Origin of the sequence: Pseudoteredinibacter isoporae (genome assembly GCF_040372805.1) — a bacterium.
GTDB classification, from domain to species: domain Bacteria; phylum Pseudomonadota; class Gammaproteobacteria; order Pseudomonadales; family Cellvibrionaceae; genus Pseudoteredinibacter; species Pseudoteredinibacter isoporae_A.
Genome location: NZ_BAABWJ010000001.1, coordinates 869,471 through 893,441, shown reverse-complemented (window position 1 = coordinate 893,441; position 23,971 = coordinate 869,471). Strand labels below are relative to the sequence as shown.

The 23,971-nt window shown below is 46.3% G+C and carries 14 protein-coding genes and 1 pseudogene; 12 read left to right on the top strand and 3 right to left on the bottom strand.

Going from position 1 to position 23,971, the window contains the following annotated elements:
• The first annotated feature begins 4 nt into the window (after positions 1–4).
• The 12 genes from ABWW03_RS04035 (at position 5) to ABWW03_RS03980 (ending at position 16,217) form a co-directional block, all read left to right on the top strand.
• The gene (locus ABWW03_RS04035) at positions 5–541 is read left to right on the top strand and encodes a F0F1 ATP synthase subunit delta (protein ID WP_353406520.1); all 537 of its coding nucleotides are present in this window, start codon (positions 5–7) and stop codon (positions 539–541) included.
• Positions 542–568: 27 nt separating this feature from the next.
• Positions 569–2,113: a F0F1 ATP synthase subunit alpha gene (atpA, locus tag ABWW03_RS04030; RefSeq protein WP_166851930.1), complete on the top strand. Its 1,545-nt coding sequence runs from the start codon at positions 569–571 to the stop codon at positions 2,111–2,113.
• A gap of 55 nt (positions 2,114–2,168) precedes the next feature.
• Positions 2,169–3,029, top strand: a complete 861-nt coding sequence (gene atpG, locus ABWW03_RS04025) for a F0F1 ATP synthase subunit gamma (RefSeq protein WP_353406519.1) — start codon at positions 2,169–2,171, stop codon at positions 3,027–3,029.
• A 42-nt stretch (positions 3,030–3,071) separates the two neighbouring features.
• The gene (gene atpD / locus ABWW03_RS04020) at positions 3,072–4,469 is read left to right on the top strand and encodes a F0F1 ATP synthase subunit beta (protein WP_353406518.1); all 1,398 of its coding nucleotides are present in this window, start codon (positions 3,072–3,074) and stop codon (positions 4,467–4,469) included.
• Positions 4,470–4,532: 63 nt separating this feature from the next.
• A complete protein-coding gene (locus ABWW03_RS04015; RefSeq protein ID WP_166851921.1) occupies positions 4,533–4,958 on the top strand; it encodes a F0F1 ATP synthase subunit epsilon in 426 nt (141 codons plus the stop codon).
• A 175-nt stretch (positions 4,959–5,133) separates the two neighbouring features.
• A complete protein-coding gene (gene glmU / locus ABWW03_RS04010; RefSeq protein ID WP_353406517.1) occupies positions 5,134–6,495 on the top strand; it encodes a bifunctional UDP-N-acetylglucosamine diphosphorylase/glucosamine-1-phosphate N-acetyltransferase GlmU in 1,362 nt (453 codons plus the stop codon).
• Between the two features lie 107 nt (positions 6,496–6,602).
• Positions 6,603–8,432 (top strand): glutamine--fructose-6-phosphate transaminase (isomerizing), encoded by a 1,830-nt coding sequence (gene glmS, locus ABWW03_RS04005; protein ID WP_353406516.1) that lies wholly within the window; start codon positions 6,603–6,605, stop codon positions 8,430–8,432.
• Between the two features lie 375 nt (positions 8,433–8,807).
• On the top strand, positions 8,808–9,407 hold the full coding sequence (locus ABWW03_RS04000) for a TnsA endonuclease N-terminal domain-containing protein (RefSeq protein WP_353407122.1): 600 nt from the start codon (positions 8,808–8,810) through the stop codon (positions 9,405–9,407).
• Positions 9,394–11,466, top strand: a complete 2,073-nt coding sequence (locus tag ABWW03_RS03995) for a Mu transposase C-terminal domain-containing protein (RefSeq protein WP_353406515.1) — start codon at positions 9,394–9,396, stop codon at positions 11,464–11,466. Before ABWW03_RS04000 ends, ABWW03_RS03995 begins: the two co-directional genes overlap by 14 nt.
• Positions 11,466–13,124, top strand: coding sequence for an ATP-binding protein (locus tag ABWW03_RS03990; RefSeq protein ID WP_353406513.1), 1,659 nt, complete (start codon positions 11,466–11,468; stop codon positions 13,122–13,124). The genes ABWW03_RS03995 and ABWW03_RS03990 overlap by 1 nt, the downstream gene beginning before the upstream one ends.
• On the top strand, positions 13,124–14,632 hold the full coding sequence (locus ABWW03_RS03985) for a TnsD family Tn7-like transposition protein (protein WP_353406512.1): 1,509 nt from the start codon (positions 13,124–13,126) through the stop codon (positions 14,630–14,632). Before ABWW03_RS03990 ends, ABWW03_RS03985 begins: the two co-directional genes overlap by 1 nt.
• The gene (locus tag ABWW03_RS03980; protein ID WP_353406511.1) at positions 14,619–16,217 is read left to right on the top strand and encodes a Tn7-like element transposition protein TnsE; all 1,599 of its coding nucleotides are present in this window, start codon (positions 14,619–14,621) and stop codon (positions 16,215–16,217) included. The genes ABWW03_RS03985 and ABWW03_RS03980 overlap by 14 nt, the downstream gene beginning before the upstream one ends.
• Before the next feature lie 419 nt (positions 16,218–16,636).
• Here the strand turns inward: ABWW03_RS03980 and ABWW03_RS03975 are convergent, their stop codons facing one another.
• The 3 genes and pseudogenes from ABWW03_RS03975 to ABWW03_RS03965 all read right to left on the bottom strand — a co-directional run.
• Positions 16,637–17,074 (bottom strand): hypothetical protein, encoded by a 438-nt coding sequence (locus ABWW03_RS03975; RefSeq protein ID WP_353406510.1) that lies wholly within the window; start codon positions 17,072–17,074, stop codon positions 16,637–16,639.
• Positions 17,075–17,147: 73 nt separating this feature from the next.
• A complete protein-coding gene (locus ABWW03_RS03970) occupies positions 17,148–23,402 on the bottom strand; it encodes an RHS repeat-associated core domain-containing protein (protein ID WP_353406509.1) in 6,255 nt (2,084 codons plus the stop codon).
• A 225-nt stretch (positions 23,403–23,627) separates the two neighbouring features.
• Positions 23,628–23,768 (bottom strand): annotated as a pseudogene (locus tag ABWW03_RS03965) (ATP-binding protein); the annotation flags it as partial.
• Positions 23,769–23,971 lie beyond the last annotated feature (203 nt).

Here is a 23,971-nt window from a genome sequence, read left to right as displayed (position 1 = left end):
TATCATGGCTGAACTCACAACGTTAGCCAGACCATACGCCAAAGCTGTATTCGAATTTGCCGATGCGGCGGGTGATCTGGCCTCCTGGTCAAACACCTTAGCAGTGTCGGCAGCGGTGGCCCAACAAGGTGCCATGCAAAAAACCCTGGCAAACCCAAGCCTGACCGCAGCACAAAAAGCAGAAGCTTTTGTTACTGTCTGCGGCGATGAAATTTCAGAGAAGGCAGCTAACTTGCTGCACGTTTTATCTGAAAATAAGCGCTTGGAATTACTGCCTGAGATTGCTGTTTTGTTTGAACAGTTTAAATCTCTACGGGAAAAAGCAGTCGACGTTCACGTCGAAACCGCTTTCGAACTGTCTGGCGACTTGGAAACAAAATTGGCGAAAGCATTGAGTGCCAAACTGGACCGCGAAGTCACTGTACAGAGCTCTGTTGATCAGAGTCTTTTGGGCGGTGTAGTGGTACGCGCCGGCGATACAGTAATCGATGGTTCGGTGCGAGGCCGTTTGGCTAAGCTGGCCGAAGCAATGAACTCCTAACACGATTTAGGAATTGAGGAACAGAGCATGCAGCAACTGAATCCTTCTGAAATCAGTGAAATTATCAAGCAGCGAATCGACAGTCTCGACGTTGCAACTGAAGCACAGAACGAAGGTACTGTAGTTTCCGTAACCGACGGTATCATCCGCATCCACGGCCTGGCCGATGTGATGTACGGTGAGATGATCGAGTTCGAAGGCGGCATCTACGGTATGGCACTGAACCTGGAGCAAGACTCCGTAGGTGCCGTGATCTTGGGCGCCTATGAAGGCGTGGCCGAAGGTCAGAAATGTAAATGTACAGGTCGAATCCTGGAAGTACCGGTAGGTAATGAATTGCTGGGTCGCGTTGTTGACGCGCTGGGTAATCCTATCGATGGTAAGGGTCCAATCGGCAATGCAACTACCGATGCGGTAGAAAAAATCGCACCGGGCGTAATTGAGCGTCAGTCGGTTGATGAGCCTGTACAATTTGGTTTGAAAGCGGTCGACTCCATGGTACCTGTGGGTCGTGGTCAGCGTGAGCTGATCATTGGTGACCGTCAAACCGGTAAAACCGCCATTGCCGTTGATGCCATCATCAACCAGAAAGGTAAAGGCATTAAGTGTGTTTACGTCGCTGTTGGCCAGAAAGCATCTTCTGTTGCCGCGGTTGTACGTAAGTTGGAAGAGCACGGCGCAATGGATCACACCATTGTTGTTGCTGCAACCGCTTCCGATCCAGCTGCGATGCAGTTCCTGGCACCTTTCGGTGGTTGTACCATGGGTGAATACTTCCGCGACCGCGGTGAAGATGCCCTGATCGTATACGATGATTTGACCAAGCAGGCTTGGGCCTACCGTCAGATTTCCCTGTTGTTACGTCGTCCACCGGGTCGTGAAGCTTACCCTGGTGACGTTTTCTACTTGCACTCACGTCTGCTGGAACGCGCTTCTCGCGTAAACGCTGACTACGTAGAAAAATTCACCAACGGTGAAGTAAAAGGCCAAACCGGTTCTTTGACCGCTCTGCCTATTATTGAAACCCAGGCGGGTGACGTATCTGCATTCGTACCTACCAACGTAATTTCGATTACTGATGGTCAGATCTTCCTGGAGACTGACTTGTTCAACGCCGGTATCCGTCCTGCAATGAACGCCGGTATTTCGGTATCTCGAGTTGGTGGTTCTGCACAGACTAAAGTGATCAAGAAGCTGTCTGGTGGTATTCGTACTGCCTTGGCACAGTATCGTGAATTGGCGGCGTTCTCTCAGTTCGCTTCTGATCTGGACGATGCAACCAAAGCCCAGCTGGATCACGGTGAGCGCGTAACCGAGCTGATGAAGCAGAAGCAGTACTCTCCTCTGTCAATTGCAGAGATGGGTGTTGTGCTTTACGCCGCGAACGAAGGCTACTTAAACGATGTTGCTGTGAATAAGATCGGCGACTTCGAAGCCTCTCTGTTGTCCTACATGGGCGCAGAGCATGCTGACCTGATGAACAAGATTAACGATACCGGTGATTTCAACGGCGAAATCGAAGGCGGCTTCAAAGCAGCCTTGGATAAGTTCAAAGAAACTCAAACCTGGTAATTTATTCATGCCTTCGGTTGGCTAGCTAACTGAAGGCCTTGTTCGAGGGCCGGTTATGGCAGGCGGAAAAGAAATACGTACTCAGATAACGAGTATTAAATCTACGCAGAAAATCACCAGCGCCATGGAAATGGTTGCGGCGAGTAAGATGCGTAAAGCCCAAGACCGCATGCAATTAGGCAAACCTTACGCACAACGTATTCGCGATGTTGTTGGTCATATCGCCAACGCCACGCCTGAATACAAGCATATTTATATGCAAGAGCGTGAAGTTAAGCGGGTTGGATTTATTTTAGTTTCCACCGACCGTGGCCTCTGTGGTGGCTTAAACATTAACTTGTTTAAAGCAGCCATTAAGTCCATGAAAGAGTGGGACGACTTGGATGTGGGTATCGACCTGTGTTTGATCGGTGCAAAGGCCCAGGCATTTTTTAACAGCTATGGTGGTAACGTCGTTGCAGCAGTACGCGACTTGGGTGAAGACCCGTCCATCGCCGATTTGATCGGCAGTGTTAAGACCATGCTCGATGCTTTCGCCGAGGGCAAGATCGACAAACTGTACCTGGTTGGCAATGAGTTCGTGAACACCATGACTCAGAACCCGAGTGTACAGCAGTTGCTGCCATTACAAGCGCAAGAAGACACCGAGAGAAAGCACGCTTGGGACTATATCTACGAGCCGGATGCACGTCAGTTGCTGGATGGCCTTTTGACTCGCTATGTTGAGTCTCAGGTTTATCAGGCGGTCGTAGAAAATGGTGCTTGTGAGCAAGCCTCGCGCATGATCGCGATGAAGAACGCTACCGAAAATGCGGGCGATCTTATCGATGATCTTGAGCTGGTTTACAACAAAGCTCGTCAGGCAGCAATTACCCAAGAATTGTCTGAAATTGTAAGCGGTGCCGCGGCAGTTTAAGCCGAAGCATCCAAGGAATTCATTATTTAAGAGGATCCGGAAATGAGTAGCGGACGTATCGTACAAATTATTGGCGCCGTTATTGACGTGGAATTTCCCCGTGATTCCGTACCTAAGGTTTACGACGCATTGACCGTTGCTGAAAAGGGTTTGACCCTTGAAGTTCAGCAGCAGCTCGGTGACGGCGTGGTACGTGCAATCGCCATGGGCTCATCAGAAGGTTTGAGCCGTGGTTTAAGCGTTGATAACACCAGTGCCCCTATCTCTGTACCTGTAGGTACTGAGACTTTGGGTCGTATTATGGATGTATTGGGTAACCCAATCGATGAGTGTGGCCCTATCGGTGAGAAAGAGCGCAGTGCTATTCACCGTAAAGCACCTGCTTACGATGAGTTGTCAGCATCCAGCGACCTGTTGGAAACAGGTATTAAAGTCATCGACTTGGTATGCCCATTCGCCAAGGGTGGTAAAGTTGGTCTGTTCGGTGGTGCGGGTGTAGGTAAAACCGTAAACATGATGGAATTGATCAACAACATCGCTTTGGAGCACAGCGGTTTGTCTGTGTTCGCAGGTGTTGGTGAGCGTACTCGTGAAGGTAACGATTTCTACTACGAAATGCAGGAGTCTGGCGTTGTAAACGTTGAAGACCAGAGCAAATCCAAAGTAGCGATGGTTTACGGTCAGATGAATGAGCCACCAGGTAACCGTCTACGCGTTGCGTTGACCGGTCTGACCATGGCGGAAAAATTCCGTGATGAAGGTAAAGACGTACTGTTGTTCGTAGACAACATTTACCGTTACACCCTTGCAGGTACTGAGGTATCGGCACTGTTGGGTCGTATGCCTTCTGCGGTAGGTTATCAGCCTACTCTGGCGGAAGAAATGGGTGCTCTGCAAGAGCGTATTACCTCCACTAAAAATGGATCGATCACCTCGGTTCAGGCGGTATACGTACCTGCGGATGACTTGACTGACCCATCTCCAGCAACCACCTTTGCACACTTGGATTCAACCGTAGTATTGAGCCGTGATATTGCTTCCAAGGGTATCTACCCGGCGATCGATCCTCTGGACTCTACTTCACGTCAGTTGGACCCACTGATCATTGGTCAAGAGCACTATGATGTGGCTCGTGGTGTACAGACTGTTCTGCAGCGCTACAAAGAGTTGAAAGACATCATTGCGATTCTGGGTATGGACGAACTGTCTGAAGAAGACAAGTTGACCGTATCTCGTGCTCGTAAGATCGAGCGTTTCTTGTCACAGCCTTTCCACGTAGCGGAAGTATTTACCGGTGCTCCTGGTAAGTACGTGCCACTGAAAGAAACCATCCGTGGTTTCACTGGTCTGCTGGCGGGTGAGTACGACGATCTGCCTGAGCAGGCGTTCTACATGGTTGGTTCTATCGACGAAGCTATCGAAAAAGCCAAAAACATGTAAGGGGCTGGGGGCTGAACCTGAAAGGGAGTAGCCCCCACCACACACCCGAAAGAGGCTAGAACAATGGCAATGACTGTCCACTGCGAAATTGCAAGTGCAGAAGAACAGCTCTACTCCGGTTTGGTAGAAATGGTAATTGCTGCAGGTACAGAAGGTGATATCGGTGTCGCTTACGGCCACGCCCCACTTCTGACTTCATTGCAGCCAGGCCCAATTCGCATCATCAAGCAAGATGGTGAAGAAGAGATCTACTACATCTCCGGTGGCTATTTGGAAGTGCAAGCCAGCCAGGTATCTGTTTTGGCGGATACGGCGTTGCGTGCTGATGATATGGATGAATCCAAAGCATTGGCCGCTCAGAAAGAAGCTCAACAGGCACTGACCAATCAGTCTGGTGAGTTTGACTACTCGGCTGCAGCCGTACAGTTGGCGGAAGCCTCTGCACAGCTACGCACCTTGCAGGCCATTCGCAAAAAACTGGGTAAGTAAGTTACTTAGCCGGTGTAAAAAAGGCAGCTTCGGCTGCCTTTTTTTTCCTCATCGTTTGAGCACTTTTTTGCATTAAACTGTCAAACACTCATAGTATCGTGAGAGTATTCAAAGTACCTGCCCAATTGAGCGAGACGCCAATAGCAGTTACCTTAAAAAACAACAAGGAACCCCTATGTTATTAGACATCGTGATCCTGGCGGCCGGTAAAGGGACAAGGATGAAGTCCAGCCTGCCCAAAGTATTGCACAAGGTGGGTGGGCACAGCTTGCTGTCTCATGTACTCGGCGCGGCCAAAGACCTGGAATCCGACAATATCAATATTATTGTGGGCCATGGTGCCGATATCGTTAAATCTGAATTCTCAGGCGAGTCGGTTAACTTTATTGAACAAACCGAACAATTGGGTACCGGCCATGCCATGCAACAGGCCCTGCCTCAGCTGCGCGATAATGCCACGGTGTTAATTCTGTATGGGGATGTTCCCCTGACCCCAACGGCCACCTTGCTTGAGCTATTGGATCGAGTCAGCGAAGACGCGATGTCACTACTGACCGTAGAACTGGACGACCCCAGTGGTTATGGTCGCATCATTCGAAATGCCCAAGGTAATGCCAGAGCGATCGTCGAGCAAAAAGACGCCAATAAAGATCAACTGGCCATCAGTGAAATCAATACCGGCATCATGGCTGTACCTTCTGCGTTACTCAAAGAGTGGTTGCCGAAGCTGTCCAACGATAATGCCCAGGGCGAATACTACCTGACCGATATTGTCGAAATGGCGAGTGAAAATCACATCGACATCAACATTGTTCAGGCCGATGATGAAATGGACGTGCTCGGTGTGAATAACCGCGTGCAACAGGCCGAACTGGAACGCTATTACCAGTCTGTACAAGCCATGATTCTGCTCGAAGAAGGCGTTGGCCTATTGGACCCGGATCGTTTTGACTGCCGAGGCGAACTCAACGCCGGTAGCGATGTGACCATCGACGTGAATTGTGTTTTCGAAGGCACAGTAAGCATCGGCAACAATGTGTATATTGGTCCGAACTGTGTGATCAGTGATTGTGAAATTGGCGACAATACCACAATTAAAGCCAACAGCGTTTTGGAAGACACCGTCATCGCAGGCGATTCTGATATTGGCCCGTTTGCGCGTTTACGCCCCGGAACCCAGTTGGCCAAAGGTGCAAAAATCGGCAACTTTGTAGAAACCAAAAAAGCCATTATTGGTGAAGGCTCCAAAGTGAATCATCTCAGTTATGTGGGTGATGCGGAGCTTGGCAGCAATGTAAATGTGGGCGCGGGTACTATTACCTGTAACTACGATGGCGTGAACAAATCCAAAACCACGATTGGTGACGGTGCCTTTATTGGCTCCAACACTGCATTGGTTGCCCCGGTTACCGTGGGCAGCGAAGCGACCGTCGGTGCGGGTACCACTTTGGCAAAAGATGTTGCCGATGGTGAATTGGCCGTGGCACGAGCAAAACAACGCAATATTTCAAACTGGCAAAAGCCAGAGAAAAAATAAGCCAGGACGACATTCAAATACACTGGCCACTCTGTCACTGAAAAAGCAGAGTTATAGAAAAACGAAAATTAGAAAAATTAAAAGCTGTAAAAAAGATAGGAAAGACTATGTGTGGAATTGTCGGCGGAGTAACACAAAGGAATGTGCTGGGTATTCTTGTTGAAGGTTTAAAACGCCTGGAATATCGCGGTTACGATTCAGCAGGTGTTGCCTTGGTAGAACCCTCGGGCGATCTCACTATACGTAAAGCCTTGGGCAAAGTCAGTGAACTTGAAAAAGAATTGGCCGACAAACCTACGCGCGGCAATCTGGGTATTGCGCACACGCGTTGGGCAACCCACGGGAAGCCCAGTCAGGCGAATGCCCACCCACACTACTCCGACCACATCGCCATCGTTCACAACGGTATTATCGAAAACCATGAACCACTGCGTGAACAGCTCACGGCCGACGGTTACGAATTTATCACTGAGACTGATACTGAAGTCATTGCTCATTTATTGCATAAAGTCTACGAGCAAGAACAAAACCTATTTAATGCATTACAAAAAACCGTTGCCCAGCTTGAAGGAGCTTACGGCTTGGCGGTGATTTCCAGTCGTGAACCCGAACGCATCGTGGCGGCGCGCAGTGGAAGTCCTCTGGTGGTGGGTATTGGTATCGAAGAAAACTTTCTCGCCTCAGACCAAATGGCCCTGCGTCAAGTTACTGATCGTTTTGTGTATCTTGAAGAAGGTGACATGGTCGACCTGCGCCGTGAAACCTACCGTATTGTGAGCCGTACCGGCGAACCCGTCGAGCGTCCGATCACCAAAATCGCCGAGGCAGACGAAGTAGTCGACAAAGGTCACTATCGTCACTTCATGCAAAAAGAAATCTTTGAGCAGGCTCGAGTGATCGGCAATACTTTACAAGGCCGAATTGGCCAACACAAAGTTTTAGAGCAGGTCTTTGGCACTTCAGCTGCGGATATTTTCGATCAGGTTCAACGCGTACAAATTATTGCCTGTGGCACCAGTTACCATTCTGGTTTGGTGTGTAAATACTGGTTGGAAGATTGGGCCGGGATCCCCTGCGATATCGAAGTTGCCTCAGAATATCGTTATCGCAAGGTAGTGGTCAGCCCTGGTACTTTGTTTGTTACCATTTCTCAATCAGGAGAAACCGCCGATACACTTGCCGCATTGCGTCTGGCGAAAGAGCTGAACTATCTGGCATCGCTCACCATTTGTAATGTACCAAACAGCTCACTGGCTCGTGAGTCTGATTTGGTGTTTATGACCCAGGCGGGTCCAGAAATTGGTGTAGCCTCAACGAAAGCGTTTACCACCCAATTGGTTTCCCTTCAGTTATTAACGATTGTTCTTGGCCGTCGTCATCAACTCACGGCCGAGCGCGAAGCGGAATTGGTTGAAGCGCTACACAACTTACCCTCTTTGTGCGAAGAGGTTTTATCACTCGATCCTGAAGTCTTGGAAATGTCCGAGCACTTCTCCGAGAAACACCACTCGCTCTTTTTAGGGCGTGGTCCGCAGTATCCTGTGGCTATGGAAGGGGCACTCAAGCTCAAAGAGATTTCTTACATCCATGCTGAAGCCTATCCGGCGGGCGAATTAAAACACGGCCCACTGGCACTTGTCGATTCCGATATGCCTATCGTAGCGGTGGCACCGAACAACGACCTGCTGGAAAAACTGAAATCAAACTTGGAAGAAGTTCAAGCGCGTGGCGGAATGCTGTTTGTATTCGCCGATAAAGATGCCGGCTTCAAAAACAATGGCAGCACTAAAGTTATTAACCTACCCCACGTTCCCGCCAGTCTGGAACCCATCATCTATACCCTACCCTTACAGCAACTGTCTTATCATGTAGCAGTACTAAAAGGTACAGATGTGGATCAGCCGCGGAATTTGGCTAAGTCGGTGACGGTGGAGTAGGTTTTTTCTGTCCTTGTATCTTGTTGTGGGTGAACAATAAAGTTGTTAATTACACAATAAAGTTACTAACTAAACAATATAGTTGTTAACAAATACAGTTTAGGTTATCTTTTATACAGGATGGCTTAAGTGGTGTTTGCGTATGTGCAGAAGGCAATACTGGAACTCTGAAGCCAAAAATGTTCGCTGGCGTAAACAAGGTCGTGGACAAGGCACAGGTTCTAACTACAAACCTTGGTTCACTGTTAGGGATGTTCCCTCGGAAGGCCGGTCTCACCGTGTCTTTGGCCACCTAACTAAACGCACCCACCACCTTCTGTCTGATCTCGAGCTAGCCACCTTCCTCCTTCTCAGTGGCGCACCACAGTCACCGATATCCGTGAACAGTTCCCACTAGAGCGCGAGCTAACCCAAGACATTTGCAATCGCTTGGGAATCGAGCACCCAAATAACCAAGGTGTAGACCAATATATGAGCAGCGATTTTGTCGTTGATTCAAAGGAAAAAGGTCGTACTCGCTTTGCCTTGCAAGTGAAATCAGTAGAGGCTTTTAAGAGCGCAAGGACAGTTGAGAAGCTACAGGTTGAGCGAACTTATTGGCAGGAGAAACACATACCGTTTCTGTTAGTGACCGAGAACCAGATTCCGGCAACGGTATTTGAAAACATTAATATTCTCTATAATCATGCGTGCGGCAGGTTGGATCAGAACGAACTAAATGAATTACTGATTCACCTTCAGTTATTTCAACAACAACTCCCCCAATATGAGACCCTACGTCTGAAGGATTTATGCATTCATCTCGATACGGTCTACACGCATGAACCTGGCGAAAGCCTCTACCAAATAAAACGTCTGTTGGCACTACGACACTTCCACTTTGATATAACCAAACCATTTATAGAATTGCGTTGTTCAGATTTAACTGCTGAAAATACCGATGCGCTTCAGGAGGGCTGGCGTGTTTCAAGTTAATGAAGTCGTTCTTCTTGTAGATGATCTTTATCGAATACTGCTTACCACCAATACTCATGCGATATGGGTAGCGCTCGAAGATCCCAAAGCCTTTCCTAATATTGTTGAACTATCTGAGCTTGACGCACTGGTCTTACAAGAAAAGCTGAGTCGCACCGAAGATCCGTACTTATATGTTCAAAGCCTACTTGCGGAGTCGGGTTCAAAAGAAGCTAAGATTAGAGATAATAACTACCAAACAATAAAACCACTCGTAGAAGACCCTCAGTTTTACCTAAAAAAAGTTAGATCTAAGCACGCAGCAGAAATCATAGCGACAGGAAAGGTTTCAAAACCATACTTCTACAAATTGATTCGCCGATACTGGCAAAGAGGCCAAACGCCAAATGCGTTGCTCCCAGATTACAAAAACTCAGGCGCAAAGGGTCAGAAGCGAATAGCTAAAGACAAAAAACTTGGTAGGCCAAGAGTTATAATGGAAGGCGTTGGCGCGATAGTAGATGAATCTGTCGAACGGTTATTTCGAATTATCATAGATAGATACATTATTAAGAAAAAATTTTCCATTGCAAAAGCTCATCGCAGGTTCAAAAGGCTGTATAACAATATAGCTCCCGATACCCCCGAAGCTGAAAAGCCTACCAAGCGCCAGCTAAGCTATTTCTATGACAGGGAATATAGCCATATTGAAAAAATTAGGGCCCGTGTGCCAATTATTACCTACAGGAAAGATGTCAAACCACTAAAAAGTACCGCTACCACACAAGCTTTAGGCCCTGGTTCTCGCTTCGAGATTGATGCAACAATCGCTGATGTTATCTTGGTTTCCGATCATGACAGGAATCAGCCTGTTGGCAGACCTACAATATATGTTGTGATTGATGTTTTCTCCCGGCTTATTGTTGGTTGGTACATTGGTTTCGAGAATCCATCTTACGTAGCAGCCATTCAAGCGTTACATATGGCGCTTTCGGACAAAAGCCACACCCTTCAAAGCCTTGAGATTGAAACCGATGACTTTACTTGGCCAACTCCTGGTCTACCCGAAGCAATTCTTGCAGATCGCGGCGAGCTCCTGGGTCATCAGATTGAAGGCCTGGAGTCCAGTTTCAAAGTACGAATAGAAAATACGCCGCCCTACCGAGGTGATGCGAAGGGTATCGTCGAACGACGCTTCCGTACTCTTCAGGCGGAATTCAAAGGCTTTACACCTGGGGAGGTTATTGGCCCAACGGTAAGAAAGCGCGGGGGGAAAAACTACTGGCTTGACGGAGTTCTAACAGTTTCTGAGTTCACCGAAATTATTGTCTCATCAATCGTCATGAGGAATTTCATAGATCCAATGGCTAAGTATGATAGGGCGCGAGATATGCCCGCCGACCTACCGTCAATACCTATTCATCTGTGGAACTGGGGCCTGCAAAATAGAACCGGTCGACTACGGAAAGCTGAAGCAGGCGGAGTTCGCATCGCTTTACTTCCTCAAGCTGACGCGACCAGTTCTGAGCAAGGCATTTGCCTATTTGGTATCTATTACTCAGCAACGGAGATTATTGAGCTAGGCTGGATGCATCGAACCGACCACACCATAAGGCCCGACAAAGTCAAAGTTGCTTACGATCCCAACTATACAGATGAAATTTACCTATTTCACACGCCAGGAAGCAGAGAGCATTGGGTCTGTAGAATCACGGATATGTCGCGTGAATACAGAGGATGCACTTTTTGGGAGGTCTGGCGTAAGAGAAAGCAGACTAAACAGCAGCAATCTAAAGATGCCTTACACGCGGATAAAATCCGGGAGCAACAAGAGGATCGAGTTGAGAAAATTATTAATAAAGCCACCAAACAAACACCCAAGCCCTCAAAAACTAATACTGAACGAATGCGTGGAGTTAGTTCTGCGCGTACGGAGCAACTCGATAAAGAGCGTGACAAGCGCCGACCCGATAAACCCAGGAATGAAAAAACAGAAAATGTAGTTAACCTAACCACAACAGAGGATAGCGACGACTACCCGGATTTTGAAGATGAATTGTTTGATGACGGAGATGACTAATGCAACAGCCTAATCACTTTGTGGTTGCTTCGTATCAGCCGACAAACATCAAACGCTACGACGGCAACCCTTTTATTGAAGCTCTACCGCCAATCTTATCAGTTGCACAGGCAGGCAAGAGCATTAAAGGGCAAGTTGAATTTCACCCTTCGGATCGACTAGCCGACCCAAAGTCTAGAATGCACATGGTAGTTTCTTTGCTAGACGACTATTTCCAACCTCTTTCTCAACATGTTCAACTTCAAGAAAAGATCGATATGATGCTACGTATGGGCTACGTAGGACGAAATATAAATGATGGTTCACTAAACAGAAAACTCCAAGAAGGCTATGAGCTGATCAAAGCCGGGGGAGAGGTCAATGCTAATTTTTCAACAGAGAAAACAACGGCTCGAAGCATGTCGCTCATTGGGGTTTCAGGAGGAGGGAAAAGTAAGTCCCTAGAACGGGTCCTTGAAACCTATCCACAAGTTATTTTCCACGAAAAACACAATTTCTTTCAAATTTCCTACTTAAAAATTGAATGCCCAAGTAATGGAGATCTTGAAAGCCTATGCTTGAATTTCTTTAGTGCTGTTGATCGTATCTTAGATACAGATTATGAGCGCCGCTATGCCAAACAACGACTTTCAGTTCCAAAAATGCTCGCGTTAATGCGGCAAGTTGCCAATGACCGAGCAATAGGAATTTTGGTTATCGATGAAATTCAACGCTTAAGCCAAGTACGCTCGGGTGGTAAAGAACTCATGCTGGAGTTTTTTGTTGAACTGGTAAACACCGTGGGTATTCCAATCGTACTTGTTGGTACGCCAAAAGCTCGCCCTATATTTGAACTTGAATTACAGTCAGGTAGGCGAAGTGCCGGTCTAGGTTCTGTTTACTGGGAGACAATTCCACAAAAAGTGAGCACAAGGGGCAATGTATCACTAAACCCAAATTGGATTCGGTTTTCAAATGATCTTTGGAAATATCAATGGGTACGAAATGGTGATGACGAACTTACGGACGAGATCAGAGATTGTTGGTATGACCTTTCTCAAGGTGTTTTGGACATAGTTGTAAAGCTATTTGTTTTGGCTCAGCTACGCGCAATTGCAAATAAAAAAGAGCGAATTACCGTCGGTATTTTGCAATCAGTGTATAAGCAAGAGTTAAAGCCAATTCACCCAATGATGGACGCGCTCCGATCAGGAGATGCCGATAAGATTATTAAATACTCAGACATGCGTATAGTGGACCTGGATAAACGCCTCGTACAGTTAGGTGCTGAGATTCTATCTAAAGTTCAAAAACAAGAAAAAAGCCTGTTTAAGGATAATCAAGAAGCGCTTCGGTTGTATAACTTAATTCTTCAGATCGAAAACTCGTTTAATGAAGAAATAGTAGCTCGATTGGTAAAACGTATTTTTAGCGAGCAACCGAATCTTAGCCTTGCCAGTATGATCCCGGTTGTAGTGGATTGGTATAATTCAGGCAGCAAACCTAAGGTTCCTAAGAGGCCAAATACTCGGGTCAGGCAAAAAGACTGGCTTAACCTGGACGCTACTGATTTTCGCTACCAATACATATACTGCAAAGAAGAAAAGCTCAATCTTGTTGAGCGGCTTGAGCAAAATGATGAAATGTTCGATCTAGATAGCTGGGCTGCAGGTCATTAATGTTAGGGTTTCCAAAACCTTACTCTGAAGAATTGCTCTATAGTACTGTGGCTAGGGCTGGTGCCCACGCTGGAGAAACCTCCCCAAAACAGCTATTGGATCAAGTATTTGCTAACCGTAAAGTCATAGCGACAGTAGATCTTCCTAACTACGTAAATTCATTGGCGAGGCATTACCCAAGCGGACTCAACCTGGATACCGAAGCGCTTATTTCTCGGCATACACTGTTGCCCATCTATGCTCCTTTTATGCCAACTGAGCGAAACAAACAACTTAAGCGCTGGATGGCTGACAGATCTCAAGGAGCTGTGCATTTGGCAAGCGGCGTAGCTGCCTCCCGAGTAAAAGCTAAATCCCGACTATATGTTTGTAGAGAATGTTTGAAAGAACAAAAGACAAAATATGGAGAATGCTATTGGCAGCGACTCTGGCAAGTCCCACTGGTAAAAATATGCCCTGTACACGGTCGGTTGAGCGTTACCAATATTGAGCTTGACGGTGAGCATCGCCATCGATTTTTTGCTGTAGAAGAAGCTGTGATACAGAATGAGGTTGAAGTTAAAGCCTCTGATGAGATTTTTTCCCAAAAAGTGATTAAGGCTCTACAAGTATTAAGCAACGGCGCCAGCTTTGATCAATGGAGTGCTTTCTACAAGCAGCTTGCAAGCGAATTTTCATTTGTAACCGGGACGAGAATTGCCCATGCCGATATTCACGACACTGTCGTTGATTTTTGGGGAACGGAATGGCTCAAAGATGCTGGAATCCACCCTACCAGATCCGATAGCTCATGGCTAAAAGGGTTATTTCGTAAGCATAGAAAAAGCTTTAGTTTTGCTGAGCACATAGTCGCGATAACAGCTTTATCTGATGGAACGCTCAGTTTACATAAAGCTGCTGAAAAAGCGGCGAATATAGAGGTACACCCGAAAGTACTAAGTCATCGAAATATTTACACCCTGCCAGACGCAGATCACCTAAACGAAGATCAAAGTCAATGGGTGAAACTACTGGTGCTAGGCTCGGCTAGTGCAGCACGTAAAAAAAGCCCAGCACTATATGCTCGATTATATCGAAATCACCGCGATTGGTTATTAAATATTGATAGCAAGTTCCACAGTAGGAATGTATCGGTCAATAAACGTGTTGATTGGCAAAAAAGGGATCGACAAGTAGCTAAAGTGCTTCGCCACAAGTGTGAGGTGTTAGGCGAGGATCTAGAAGTGCCCCACCTTAGCCGTACTTATCTTATTCATCAGCTCGATCAAAGGGCAACTATTGAAAAGAATCTTCATCGCCTACCCCATTGTGAGCATTTACTCTCCTTATATTCTGAAAGTACTACAGAGTACCAGGCAAGAAGGCTTACCCGTGCCTATTTAGAAATGCTTACAAACCGTCAAGAAATTAAACGTTGGTCCCTACTTAGGAAAGCTGGATTGAGTGATGATCGAATGTGTAAAATTGTTGCTGAGTTACTACAGAGGATATTAAGTGAGCAAGCGTAAAGCTAGGTTCAAGAAACTTGAGGATGACTCAAAAATCCTTGGGGTTGGAACCCTCTTTCGTGGCCAGGGTAGAAAGAGCTGGGCTATTAATGTTGCTCTTTCTGGCAAAAACCCTAATAGCTTGCAATTTAGCAATGTTCCCATTATTGCGAGGAGGCGTATCCTAAATCCAACGGTATACCACAGGCCCGCCGGTAGACTTTTAGAGTTCGATATAGAAGACGCCCAGGCTTGGGAAGTCGCTAAGGCATCAGATTGCCCAGCATTTTATACTCTTGGGCACAGCAATGATGGTGACCAGCTTTGTTTCGTTATTCAAGTTGAAAACGTACAGGTATTCATACCGCAACTGGAGATGGCGCGGGCTCTTTTTTACCACGACCCGTTTCTTGCTCGACTTAGCCTCCAGCATAACGCATTGGCCGAAGACTTCTTTCTTGATTACAGGAAAGATGGTCAGCCTCTTGTTGTGGTTCGAGAGGGAGCAGAATACCCAATATTTTATTTTAACTGTGAAGATAATCGGCGTTTCTTGAGCTGGGTATTACTTGATAGCGAAGCAAGGGCTTCTTTTGAAAGCATTAATGTTTTACTCACTAAGAACAGCTATCTTAAAAGCAACTATCAGCATTGGAACTATGAGTTTGTACCGCCCCCATTGACTGGAGTATCAATTGAGGTTAGAGGTTGGGAAGAGAAAAACTTAGGAAGCTTTTTCGTGTGGGAAGTTAGCAAGTTGGAAAGCTTACCTTCAGATGTATCAGGAGAAATTGATTTTTATCACCCTGGTTATGAACGAAGAGTCGGAGGCAGACCAACTAAAGGCAATGGTGGAAACAACCCACCACTTGATGAACACGATCTCGACGATGACGAGCTATCTGATTCAGATAAGGCAACCTTAGCGCTAATATCAGGACAAGTAACCGTAACGTTCAAGAATCCACATGTAACGAACCGTGTGGCGAAAAGAATTAAGTCTGTGAACGGCGCTGTTGGCGATAATGAAACAGAGGATTCGGGTAAAGATCTGAGCCCAAATGAGAAAGAGGAATCGGGCACTTTGCCATCAGGAGCATGGAATAATCTGGACGACCAGACAGATGATACTCACCTTTACATGAGTAAGTTCGATTCTTTCTTCAGAGTGATTGATAGCTTAATCTCAAAGCACGACTGTAAGAAAGTCGGATTTAAGTTATTGAAGCTACCAAAGGTAGGAGAGGGGAAAAAACACCGGTTGAGTGACACACAAAATCCTCGCTGTATGGCTATTGTTGAACTGGAGCACTGTGGTCAATTTTTCACGCTATTGGAGATCGATACATCTGATGGTGCAGCAAAGCTATCAACCATGCTTCTCTCGTCCGCTTCTGGCTGGGCGTTAAATAATAAAAAGAGTTTATTGCTGCGGATCATGAAGAAGTCTCTCGGGTGGCCAACTGATTTTTTCAAAGAGAAGCTAGGCGAAAAAGCGTACAGCGGCATACCGCATCCCAAATCCAAGCATTCAGGCGTATTACCCCCTGAAGTTATTGAGCCATGGGCGCAACGGATTGCGAACTGGATCGAGAGAAGCGCTTAAGTTGCATCCCTGACTTTGAATACCGCGCAAGCGGAAAGCATCACGTTAGATAAGCACACTATTCATTTAGAATAGCTGACAATATTGGCTTTATGACTTTCTAAGAACTTGTTAGAACCATCAAACCGGGCAAACAATAGTCGGTCAAAGGATTTGACACATCTGAGTGCATGCACCGGCCAGATTTGCTTGTCCTGCTGGTGGGAACTGACCACCTTTTCCAGTATGGGCTGCGCACTTTGCTGTTAAAAGTGATCACTATCGACTATAGATGGGTGTTCTACCAAATTACCACTCCGGCGTTCGATTAGCATTTTATATAGTAAACGAGAAATTCAGAGGTGTTTCCGATCTCGAACAATGGAGCTTTAGGCCAATGAACTTGGGTGTCCTATATAACTTCATCATTGACCTATTAACTAGTTTGTCACTCTCTTTAACCAAACATTTTTTTCTAAAGACCATTCGAATATCACATTTCCACACAAGACATAATCAGCATCAACCAAAAAAGCACTTCCAGAATATATTTCATAAACCCCTTTAACTCTACAAAGCTTACCTTCCTTAATAAATTCATAAATTTCTGAGCTATTCTCCCTGAGTTTTACGAAAGCCGAGTTAAGAATTATACTGCTTTGCATATCTTGCTCCGAAAAATAAAGATTCATTCCTTCACCAGGAGGCCTTGACAACCATCCCACTGTAGCTATCTTGTCACCCTCTATGCTTTTATCTAAGCTAATTAACTTTGCCATAGAATAGGTATTGTTTTTCCATTCAGAATCTTTTTTATAAACATACACAATGCTCACAGCCATTAAAACTGCTAATACTATTGATATAGCTTTCTTCACAAGACACTCCATAAAGAACTATCCAGAAACAACATTCTCTACTGCCAATTATTAATCAACAACATATAATTGATTAGTAATTTGTCGGGCATTTATCAATGCCCTCTCCCAAAATAGTTTCACAACCACCATCCTGCGTGAACTTTCTTACGGCTCCTGAAGGTGCTGCATAATATCCATACATGTAATTCTGTTGCCGTAGAATTTCATACATTCTAGCACCCGGTATTTCAGAAAGTTGACTCACTCCGTTATCAAAACCAGCTCCTATAACCCAAGCCACTGCATCAGGAGGCCTTCTCAGATTAAGACCAAGACCATACCTTTCCAAACCTGTTGTGCCATCTTCAGACGGCTTTCCAAAGGAATAAGGAGGCCCATCATTATCACTGTTAAACAACAGTCTTTCATCTGTTCCCCATATTAGTACCCCTGCAGGTATGTTGTGCGGTCGTTGATCATTATACAAATTTGAACCGGAAAGAGCCTTCTGCATATTATGAACGGCGTTTGCAGCTGCAATTGCTGCTTCATCTAGATCGCTGTATCCCATACCGGTCACTCCATCTGTCGATCCAGTTCCCTTTTGAACAAAATTATACTTATCGATTGTAGTACTTACATTTGATGGTGAATCACCACCCAAAGCATCCAAATCCTGCAGTGCAACGAAACCATAATTCCTCGCGATATTTGCGATGACAGAATCTAATGTTCTATTCACTAAGTTTTCTATCCATAATAAATAAGCAGGTATACCATTAATTGTCCTGTCATAGAGGTCATCATGGTATTTCGATTTATAATTTGGGTTCCACCCACCTATACCGACTACAGGTGTTAACGGTTCACCAATTTCATATCCATTGAGATCCACGTATCGAAGCGGATTATTAAAGGCATAACTATACCGATTATAATTCCGCCCATTATCAGGCTCAGCCGTCACAGGGTCAGGACTCATCATCTTACCCAGCTCGGCCGAATAAACCCGCCCATTCATATGAATAATATCCACGCCTGAAAGGTGTTCATGACCTGTGTAACCGCGATCAAAGTTATCGAAACTTGCCGGTGCTTGATAAGCGCTGGCCCAATCGCTGGCACTGCGTCGTTTACCCCAGGCGTCGTAGCTTACTTCGCCTAGAGCACTGCCATCACTTTCTTTACTGATAGTCGTGATCGATCCTAGATGATCACGGTGCAGGTACTCATGATCTGTGCTGGGTGTGCTCCCAGTTTTTTCACGGCGCATCATCACCACTTGACCGTTCGCCCGAACTAAATGTCGATACTCGGTCGTGCTGCCTTGGGCAATGACTTCAAAGTTACCCCCAACATAATGCGTGACACGATCCGCTTGTCCAGTCTCTTTATAGAGTTGGCGATAACGAGCTCGATTCGGTCCGTAACTGAACTCATAGCGATGGCTACCTTCGGTTAAGGTCAGTGGCTTGTTATAGCTACTCCAGGTGGCACCAGGCATATTGTCGCCGGCAAAGAGGTTGCCATTGTTATCGTAGCTGTAGTTGGAGGCTACGCCATTCAATACGGTATTAATCACCGCATTTGCTCTGGCGGCGCTGTAACCGTAGCTGCCAATGTCAGATTTCAAGGTGATGTTATCGGCTTCGTCAAAGCCATAATCGACTTTGGTTTGACCTGCTACCTGAGCATTGGTTAAACGATCCAAATTGTCGTAGGTAAAAGCTTCGCTCAGATTACGCGTAACATCCTGGCGTTGTGTCATATTACCCAGATTATCGTAGGCGTAGTTAAAATGTTGTAAGTCGTTATTGTCTGCTTTTACCGTTTTCTGCGAAGTCACTCGCAAACTGTTCGCCGCGTAAGCCTGGGTTAAAGTACTGCCATCCCCCATCCATTGCTCGGTTAGGCGTCCTGCTGCATCCGTATTGACCAACTGGTAATACACTTCGGTATCGGCATCGTTCGTAACACGCTCCAAGAAGCCCAAATCATTGTATTGATAACGTGCTTTCCAACCGCTCGGACTACCCGGAGTCGCCGGATACGTTATGGTTTCCAGATTACCTTCACTGTCATAACTCACTCCCTCGGTGTAGCTCACACTTTGAATCTGAGTAGTGGTTGACGTTAAACGGCCAAACTGACCCGCCGCGTAAGCGTATTGTCGACTGAAGCCGGTCATGCTTTCGCGATGCAGTTTACCCAGGCCCATATTGCCATTGGCGGTATTGTCATACTCCCATGTGGTTGTGCCTTCAGGCTCGTAACGGTGAGTCATACGCCCCAAGAGATCGTAGGCAAACTGCACACTTTGGCTGGCCGCCCACATTTTCGGGCTGACTTCTTTTACTCGTTGCCCCAGAGCGTTGTATTCGTAACTGTAAACGCCGTGGCTTGGATCATCCTGCTGCGTCATACGCCCCAAACGGTCGTATTGATACAACACCGAAAACTGTTTGCTTAAGCCCACCGCGCTACGAACGCGAGTGCGCTGGCCGGCCGCGTTGTAACTGAAATCGGTTTTGGTACCCGCCTTGTCAACAGACTCAATCAACCAACTATTGGCATTGGTTTTTACTACCTGACGTCGATTGGCACTATCACGCATACCTGTTTCTAAACCATCGTAATCAAACGTGGTATCTGAAACATTATCAGCGGCATCAATCGAACTGATTCGGTGATAGGCGTCATAGTGCGTGGTATTCCAAACAGGAGCTACGCCATCGAAATAGGGTTCTGACACTCTATACTGGCGACCATAGGAATCGTATTGAGTATCTTGATTTAGGTAGCGGCCATCGAAGCTTTGAGTACGAACTCGCACTTCACGACCCAACATATCATAGAAAGTACGGACGGCTGGCTTACCGGCAGGAACAACCTCCGTGTAATACTTGGCTCCGTTATTTTGACCTGTTGTATCAAAATTCAAGGCGTAGCGAGTGATGTTTCCATTGGGGGATGTACTTGTTCTCAAAAGCGTTCGATCATAGCTATTGGATACCGACAGTCCATTAGGATCGGTCTGAGTGCTCAACATGCCGCCTCGTGTCCACTGGAAACTGGTTTGATGACCCAACGCATTGGAGGTTTGCGTTGGCAACAAACCTAAGCTGCCGTACTGTGTTGTCGTTGCGCGCGTTGCAATGCCTGGCCCAGAAACTTCCGATTTGGTGACACGCCCTTGAGGGTTATATTCAAAACGCTGTGTCAACTCCAAAGGAGCACCGGCATTCGGTTCTTGGTAGCGATGATGGACAAGACCATTAGCGTAATAATTAAAACCTGTGGTGCGAGTGAGCGCAGAATCAAATACACCACCTTGGCCAAACTGCACCTGCTCTTGGTCCAATTGGGCTAAACGCCAAGTACTTGTATTCACCGTAAAGTTACGCTGTTTCTGAGTATTAAACGTCACACCCGATTCATGATCGTTCAGCTCGGTATTGGATAAAGTCACATTGCCATAACTATCAACGGTATTGTTCACAATGCGAGTGCTCAGCAAGCGGCCATCTTCAGGGTCGTACTTTTGACTCGTAGAGCTGCTCACATATGGGAAGACAGGGCCACTGCCAACCGTGCCATGAGTAGCATAGGTATATTGCGTACGAGACAGGCGACGTGAACTGGCAATATGCTGTTTTTCAATTTCGATGGGACGACCCACGGTAGGGAAAGCTTGAGAATAGCTTGTTTTGGTAGCAATGCCTGTTTGCGAGTTACTCACCGTAATACGTTCAAAGCCAAGATCACCACGACCATCAATACTTAACTTGCGCCCCTGATAATGGTAGGTCTTGGTCCATTGACCACCAATCCCATTGGGTTGTTTTAAGGTATGAACCACGGTTCGACCACCGTTAACATCCCTGACCGGTAGTACAGAACCACTACTTGCAGTATGAACAGCGCTATTCCCAATCGAGTCGTAACTAAACTCGACATGCGTACCCAAACCATTGGTAATCTTACTGACTTTATTGGCATTAACCGTTTGGTTAATCTGCAGAAGCATTTTGCCTTTTTCCGCAAATTGCGCGGTCGGATAGCTGGACTGGTATGCGTTATGACAAATACTCGCCAAAGAAATAACACTGTCGAGCTTTCCATCATTATTGAAGTCTACAGTGTTATTGTAAAAGGTGTGCCCCTTGTTGTTATATCCTCCCGGCAAGCCTGCAAGCATATTGATACTACCTCCACCAGCTGTCCCTAGAGGAGGATTGAGCACGGATAGGGAGGCGCTCACCGAATAACTGTGAGAAGCTAGATTGACAACGTTATTGCCACCATGTACATAGCTGGGCCCGTAGGAGGAAAAATTCAGAGCATCAACAAACCCATCACCATTGACGTCTGATATGATTCCAGCGCTGGTAAAAAGGCCCTCTAATTCAAACCCGGTGCCATTGTTCAGTCGTCGGTACCAACCTACTTGCCCATTGATATCCTTGCGCTCCAAGCGGTCAGGCAACCCATCCTGATTAATATCGATAAATCGAGCTTTGTAGTAATTGCCTGCATAACCGCTTGCGAGACTATACCCTTGCCCACCAGGATTATTGGTCCAGTGTTCGCCGGCCAAAAAGGTACTGCCATTATTAATGTAGACTTTGTGGTCAACACCTATTAGGTCAACTTGACCATCATTATTGATGTCGACCCAAGCCGATGACATATTTGTCTTGGCATCATTCGCGGACGCAACTTCTGCGGCCCATAGCGTCTCAGCCCCAAACTGCGTACCTGTATTCAAACTCACATAGACATCCATCCAGTAGTCTGTGCGATGAGTATTTACATAAGGTCGAGTGTGATCAAATACATAAAAGCTTACCAAATCTGGCAAGCCGTCACCGTTTACGTCTCGTAGAGCATACTCAACGCTTGACGCATTCTGGGAATACTGGCTACCACCGAAATTGGTTACGGACTTATCTAAAGGAGCAAGTCCCCAGTTTTGAGTCGTAAAACTTGTCCCTGTTGAAACCGACACTTCAATATTACCTGAAACGTCTTTATCGACATTAACAATATCAATACGACCATCGTTGTTAACGTCTCCGAACAGCAGCTTTTCAACATCGTTGGCCGCATCACTGGGCCAAGTTTCTATTGCATTGCGACTGCTGACCCAGAGTTTTGCGTCCAAAGTAGAGGACGCATCAAACACGAAAGAGTCTTGGGGTTTAAAGAACAAATAGTCTACCCGACCATCGCCATCAAAATCATGCCAGCGAGGGTAATCCTGCATATTCTTTGGGCAGTAATTCGGGCCAGTATTTTTGAAAGGTTCATAGGGTACATCCAATACTTGGGATGTCGCAGCTAAATTACTTTTCCCAGCCCATTCGATGTTAAGTCGCGAAGGACACCCCGAATATTGACCGCATTTTTTTATTGATTTAAGTTGATAAATTGTTCGGTAATCGGCGGTGTTATAGTATTCGAACTCATAATCTGAGATTCCATCGCCTTTAACATAGGTTTTGATTCTGGTGATGTAGCGCGGCGCGGCAATTTTGCGCTGCCCACCTTCAAAAATGGTCCTCGTCCAGCCCGCTGTGGTAAAAACCAACCTTTCACGGATACCAAAGTTATTGTTGCGCCCAAAGCGAATTTCCGTAACATGAAAATTGGTATAGTCGTACATGTATTTGAACATATTGCCCAAGCGATCTTCGACCTTACCCAGTGCCCAGGTCACAATATTTGCTTGATCGCTCGTATGATATTTAGCGGTCTCTACACCATAGTATTTTGTGAGGCCGGATTTAGTTTCAACCTTGAACGACTCGGGGCCACTGCCTTTCTGGCCGATTGAAGTAATGCGTGCGAAACGATCATTCTCAGTCCGGTATTCTGTGCCATTTGCGCCGTATGTGCCTTGCACTGCAATCAGACGCTGGCCATTCAAACAATAACGGTCATCACTGTCGTATTTAATGCTTCCTGCTTGGCCATCTTGAGCCTTGGTTTTTGCACAGCGTTCGATCTTGTCATCAAGCCCACGGATCGTCCAACCCATGCCCAAGGAGCCTTCTTTGGCATTGCTGTTGTAATAAATACTTAGATTGGGACGTAAAGCACCGATGTGCTCAGGGATTTCGAAAGGAATTTCATAGACAGCCCCTCCCAGATGATCGACTCGAGCTTGTCCAGGCAGTTCACCACGATACACGCCACCGAGGTTTGATTCGAGGGTTATATTAGGAAGACTTAATCCCGGGGGCGTTGCCGTTTGGGCCGCCTGGGCACCAAGTGCAAAAACAAGGCTACTGGAGAGAAATGCAAGTGCAGACGAACGGAGGGCATGCAGGGTACGAGAGGCCATAATCTATCCTTGAAAAACTGCGTTACCAATAAAGCCCATCCTAATGCCTAATGGCGAGCCAATTAAGATTGGTTATTATTCATGCTGTTGCATAAAAAACAACCCCCTGAACTAATGCAGTCAAATGTTGAGGCAAAACAGAGCAGCTAATCTTTAGAGGCTGCTACTGATTACTCGGGCCGTATAATTTTGTGACAAGGCCATATCAAATCACTTCAAAGAAGCTTATTTTGTTGATGTTTTCATTGGAGAATGAACTTTCCGCTTGGATTCACCTTTTAGGTTGAAGGTATATGCACGTTGGACAATACGATCTAAAATCGCGTCGGCAATGGCGGGCTTTCCCATAAAATCTTGCCATTGAGCATAGCTGGTAGTTGATCAGGGAATCTCTATCTGTTCGGTCTTCAGGAATTTCAAAAGGGCCCTGACAATGAGCGTTCGATAGTCAACAGGTGGTTTACGGAACAACCTTATTTCGTGAAAATGAAGTCATGGTCAGAGGTTCAAACGCCAATTTCTAGCTTCCCTGCCAAATACCTCTAATCTTGCGGTATTAGGTAGTAGTT

Bases quoted from the DNA above. Each gene is read 5' to 3' on its own strand.
- ABWW03_RS04035 (WP_353406520.1), top strand. From the start codon at position 5: ATGGCTGAACTCACAACGTTAGCCAGACCATACGCCAAAGCTGTATTC.
- atpA (WP_166851930.1), top strand. From the start codon at position 569: ATGCAGCAACTGAATCCTTCTGAAATCAGTGAAATTATCAAGCAGCGA.
- atpG (WP_353406519.1), top strand. From the start codon at position 2,169: ATGGCAGGCGGAAAAGAAATACGTACTCAGATAACGAGTATTAAATCT.
- atpD (WP_353406518.1), top strand. From the start codon at position 3,072: ATGAGTAGCGGACGTATCGTACAAATTATTGGCGCCGTTATTGACGTG.
- ABWW03_RS04015 (WP_166851921.1), top strand. From the start codon at position 4,533: ATGGCAATGACTGTCCACTGCGAAATTGCAAGTGCAGAAGAACAGCTC.
- glmU (WP_353406517.1), top strand. From the start codon at position 5,134: ATGTTATTAGACATCGTGATCCTGGCGGCCGGTAAAGGGACAAGGATG.
- glmS (WP_353406516.1), top strand. From the start codon at position 6,603: ATGTGTGGAATTGTCGGCGGAGTAACACAAAGGAATGTGCTGGGTATT.
- ABWW03_RS03990 (WP_353406513.1), top strand. From the start codon at position 11,466: ATGCAACAGCCTAATCACTTTGTGGTTGCTTCGTATCAGCCGACAAAC.
- ABWW03_RS03985 (WP_353406512.1), top strand. From the start codon at position 13,124: ATGTTAGGGTTTCCAAAACCTTACTCTGAAGAATTGCTCTATAGTACT.
- ABWW03_RS03970 (WP_353406509.1), bottom strand. From the start codon at position 23,402: ATGGCCTCTCGTACCCTGCATGCCCTCCGTTCGTCTGCACTTGCATTT.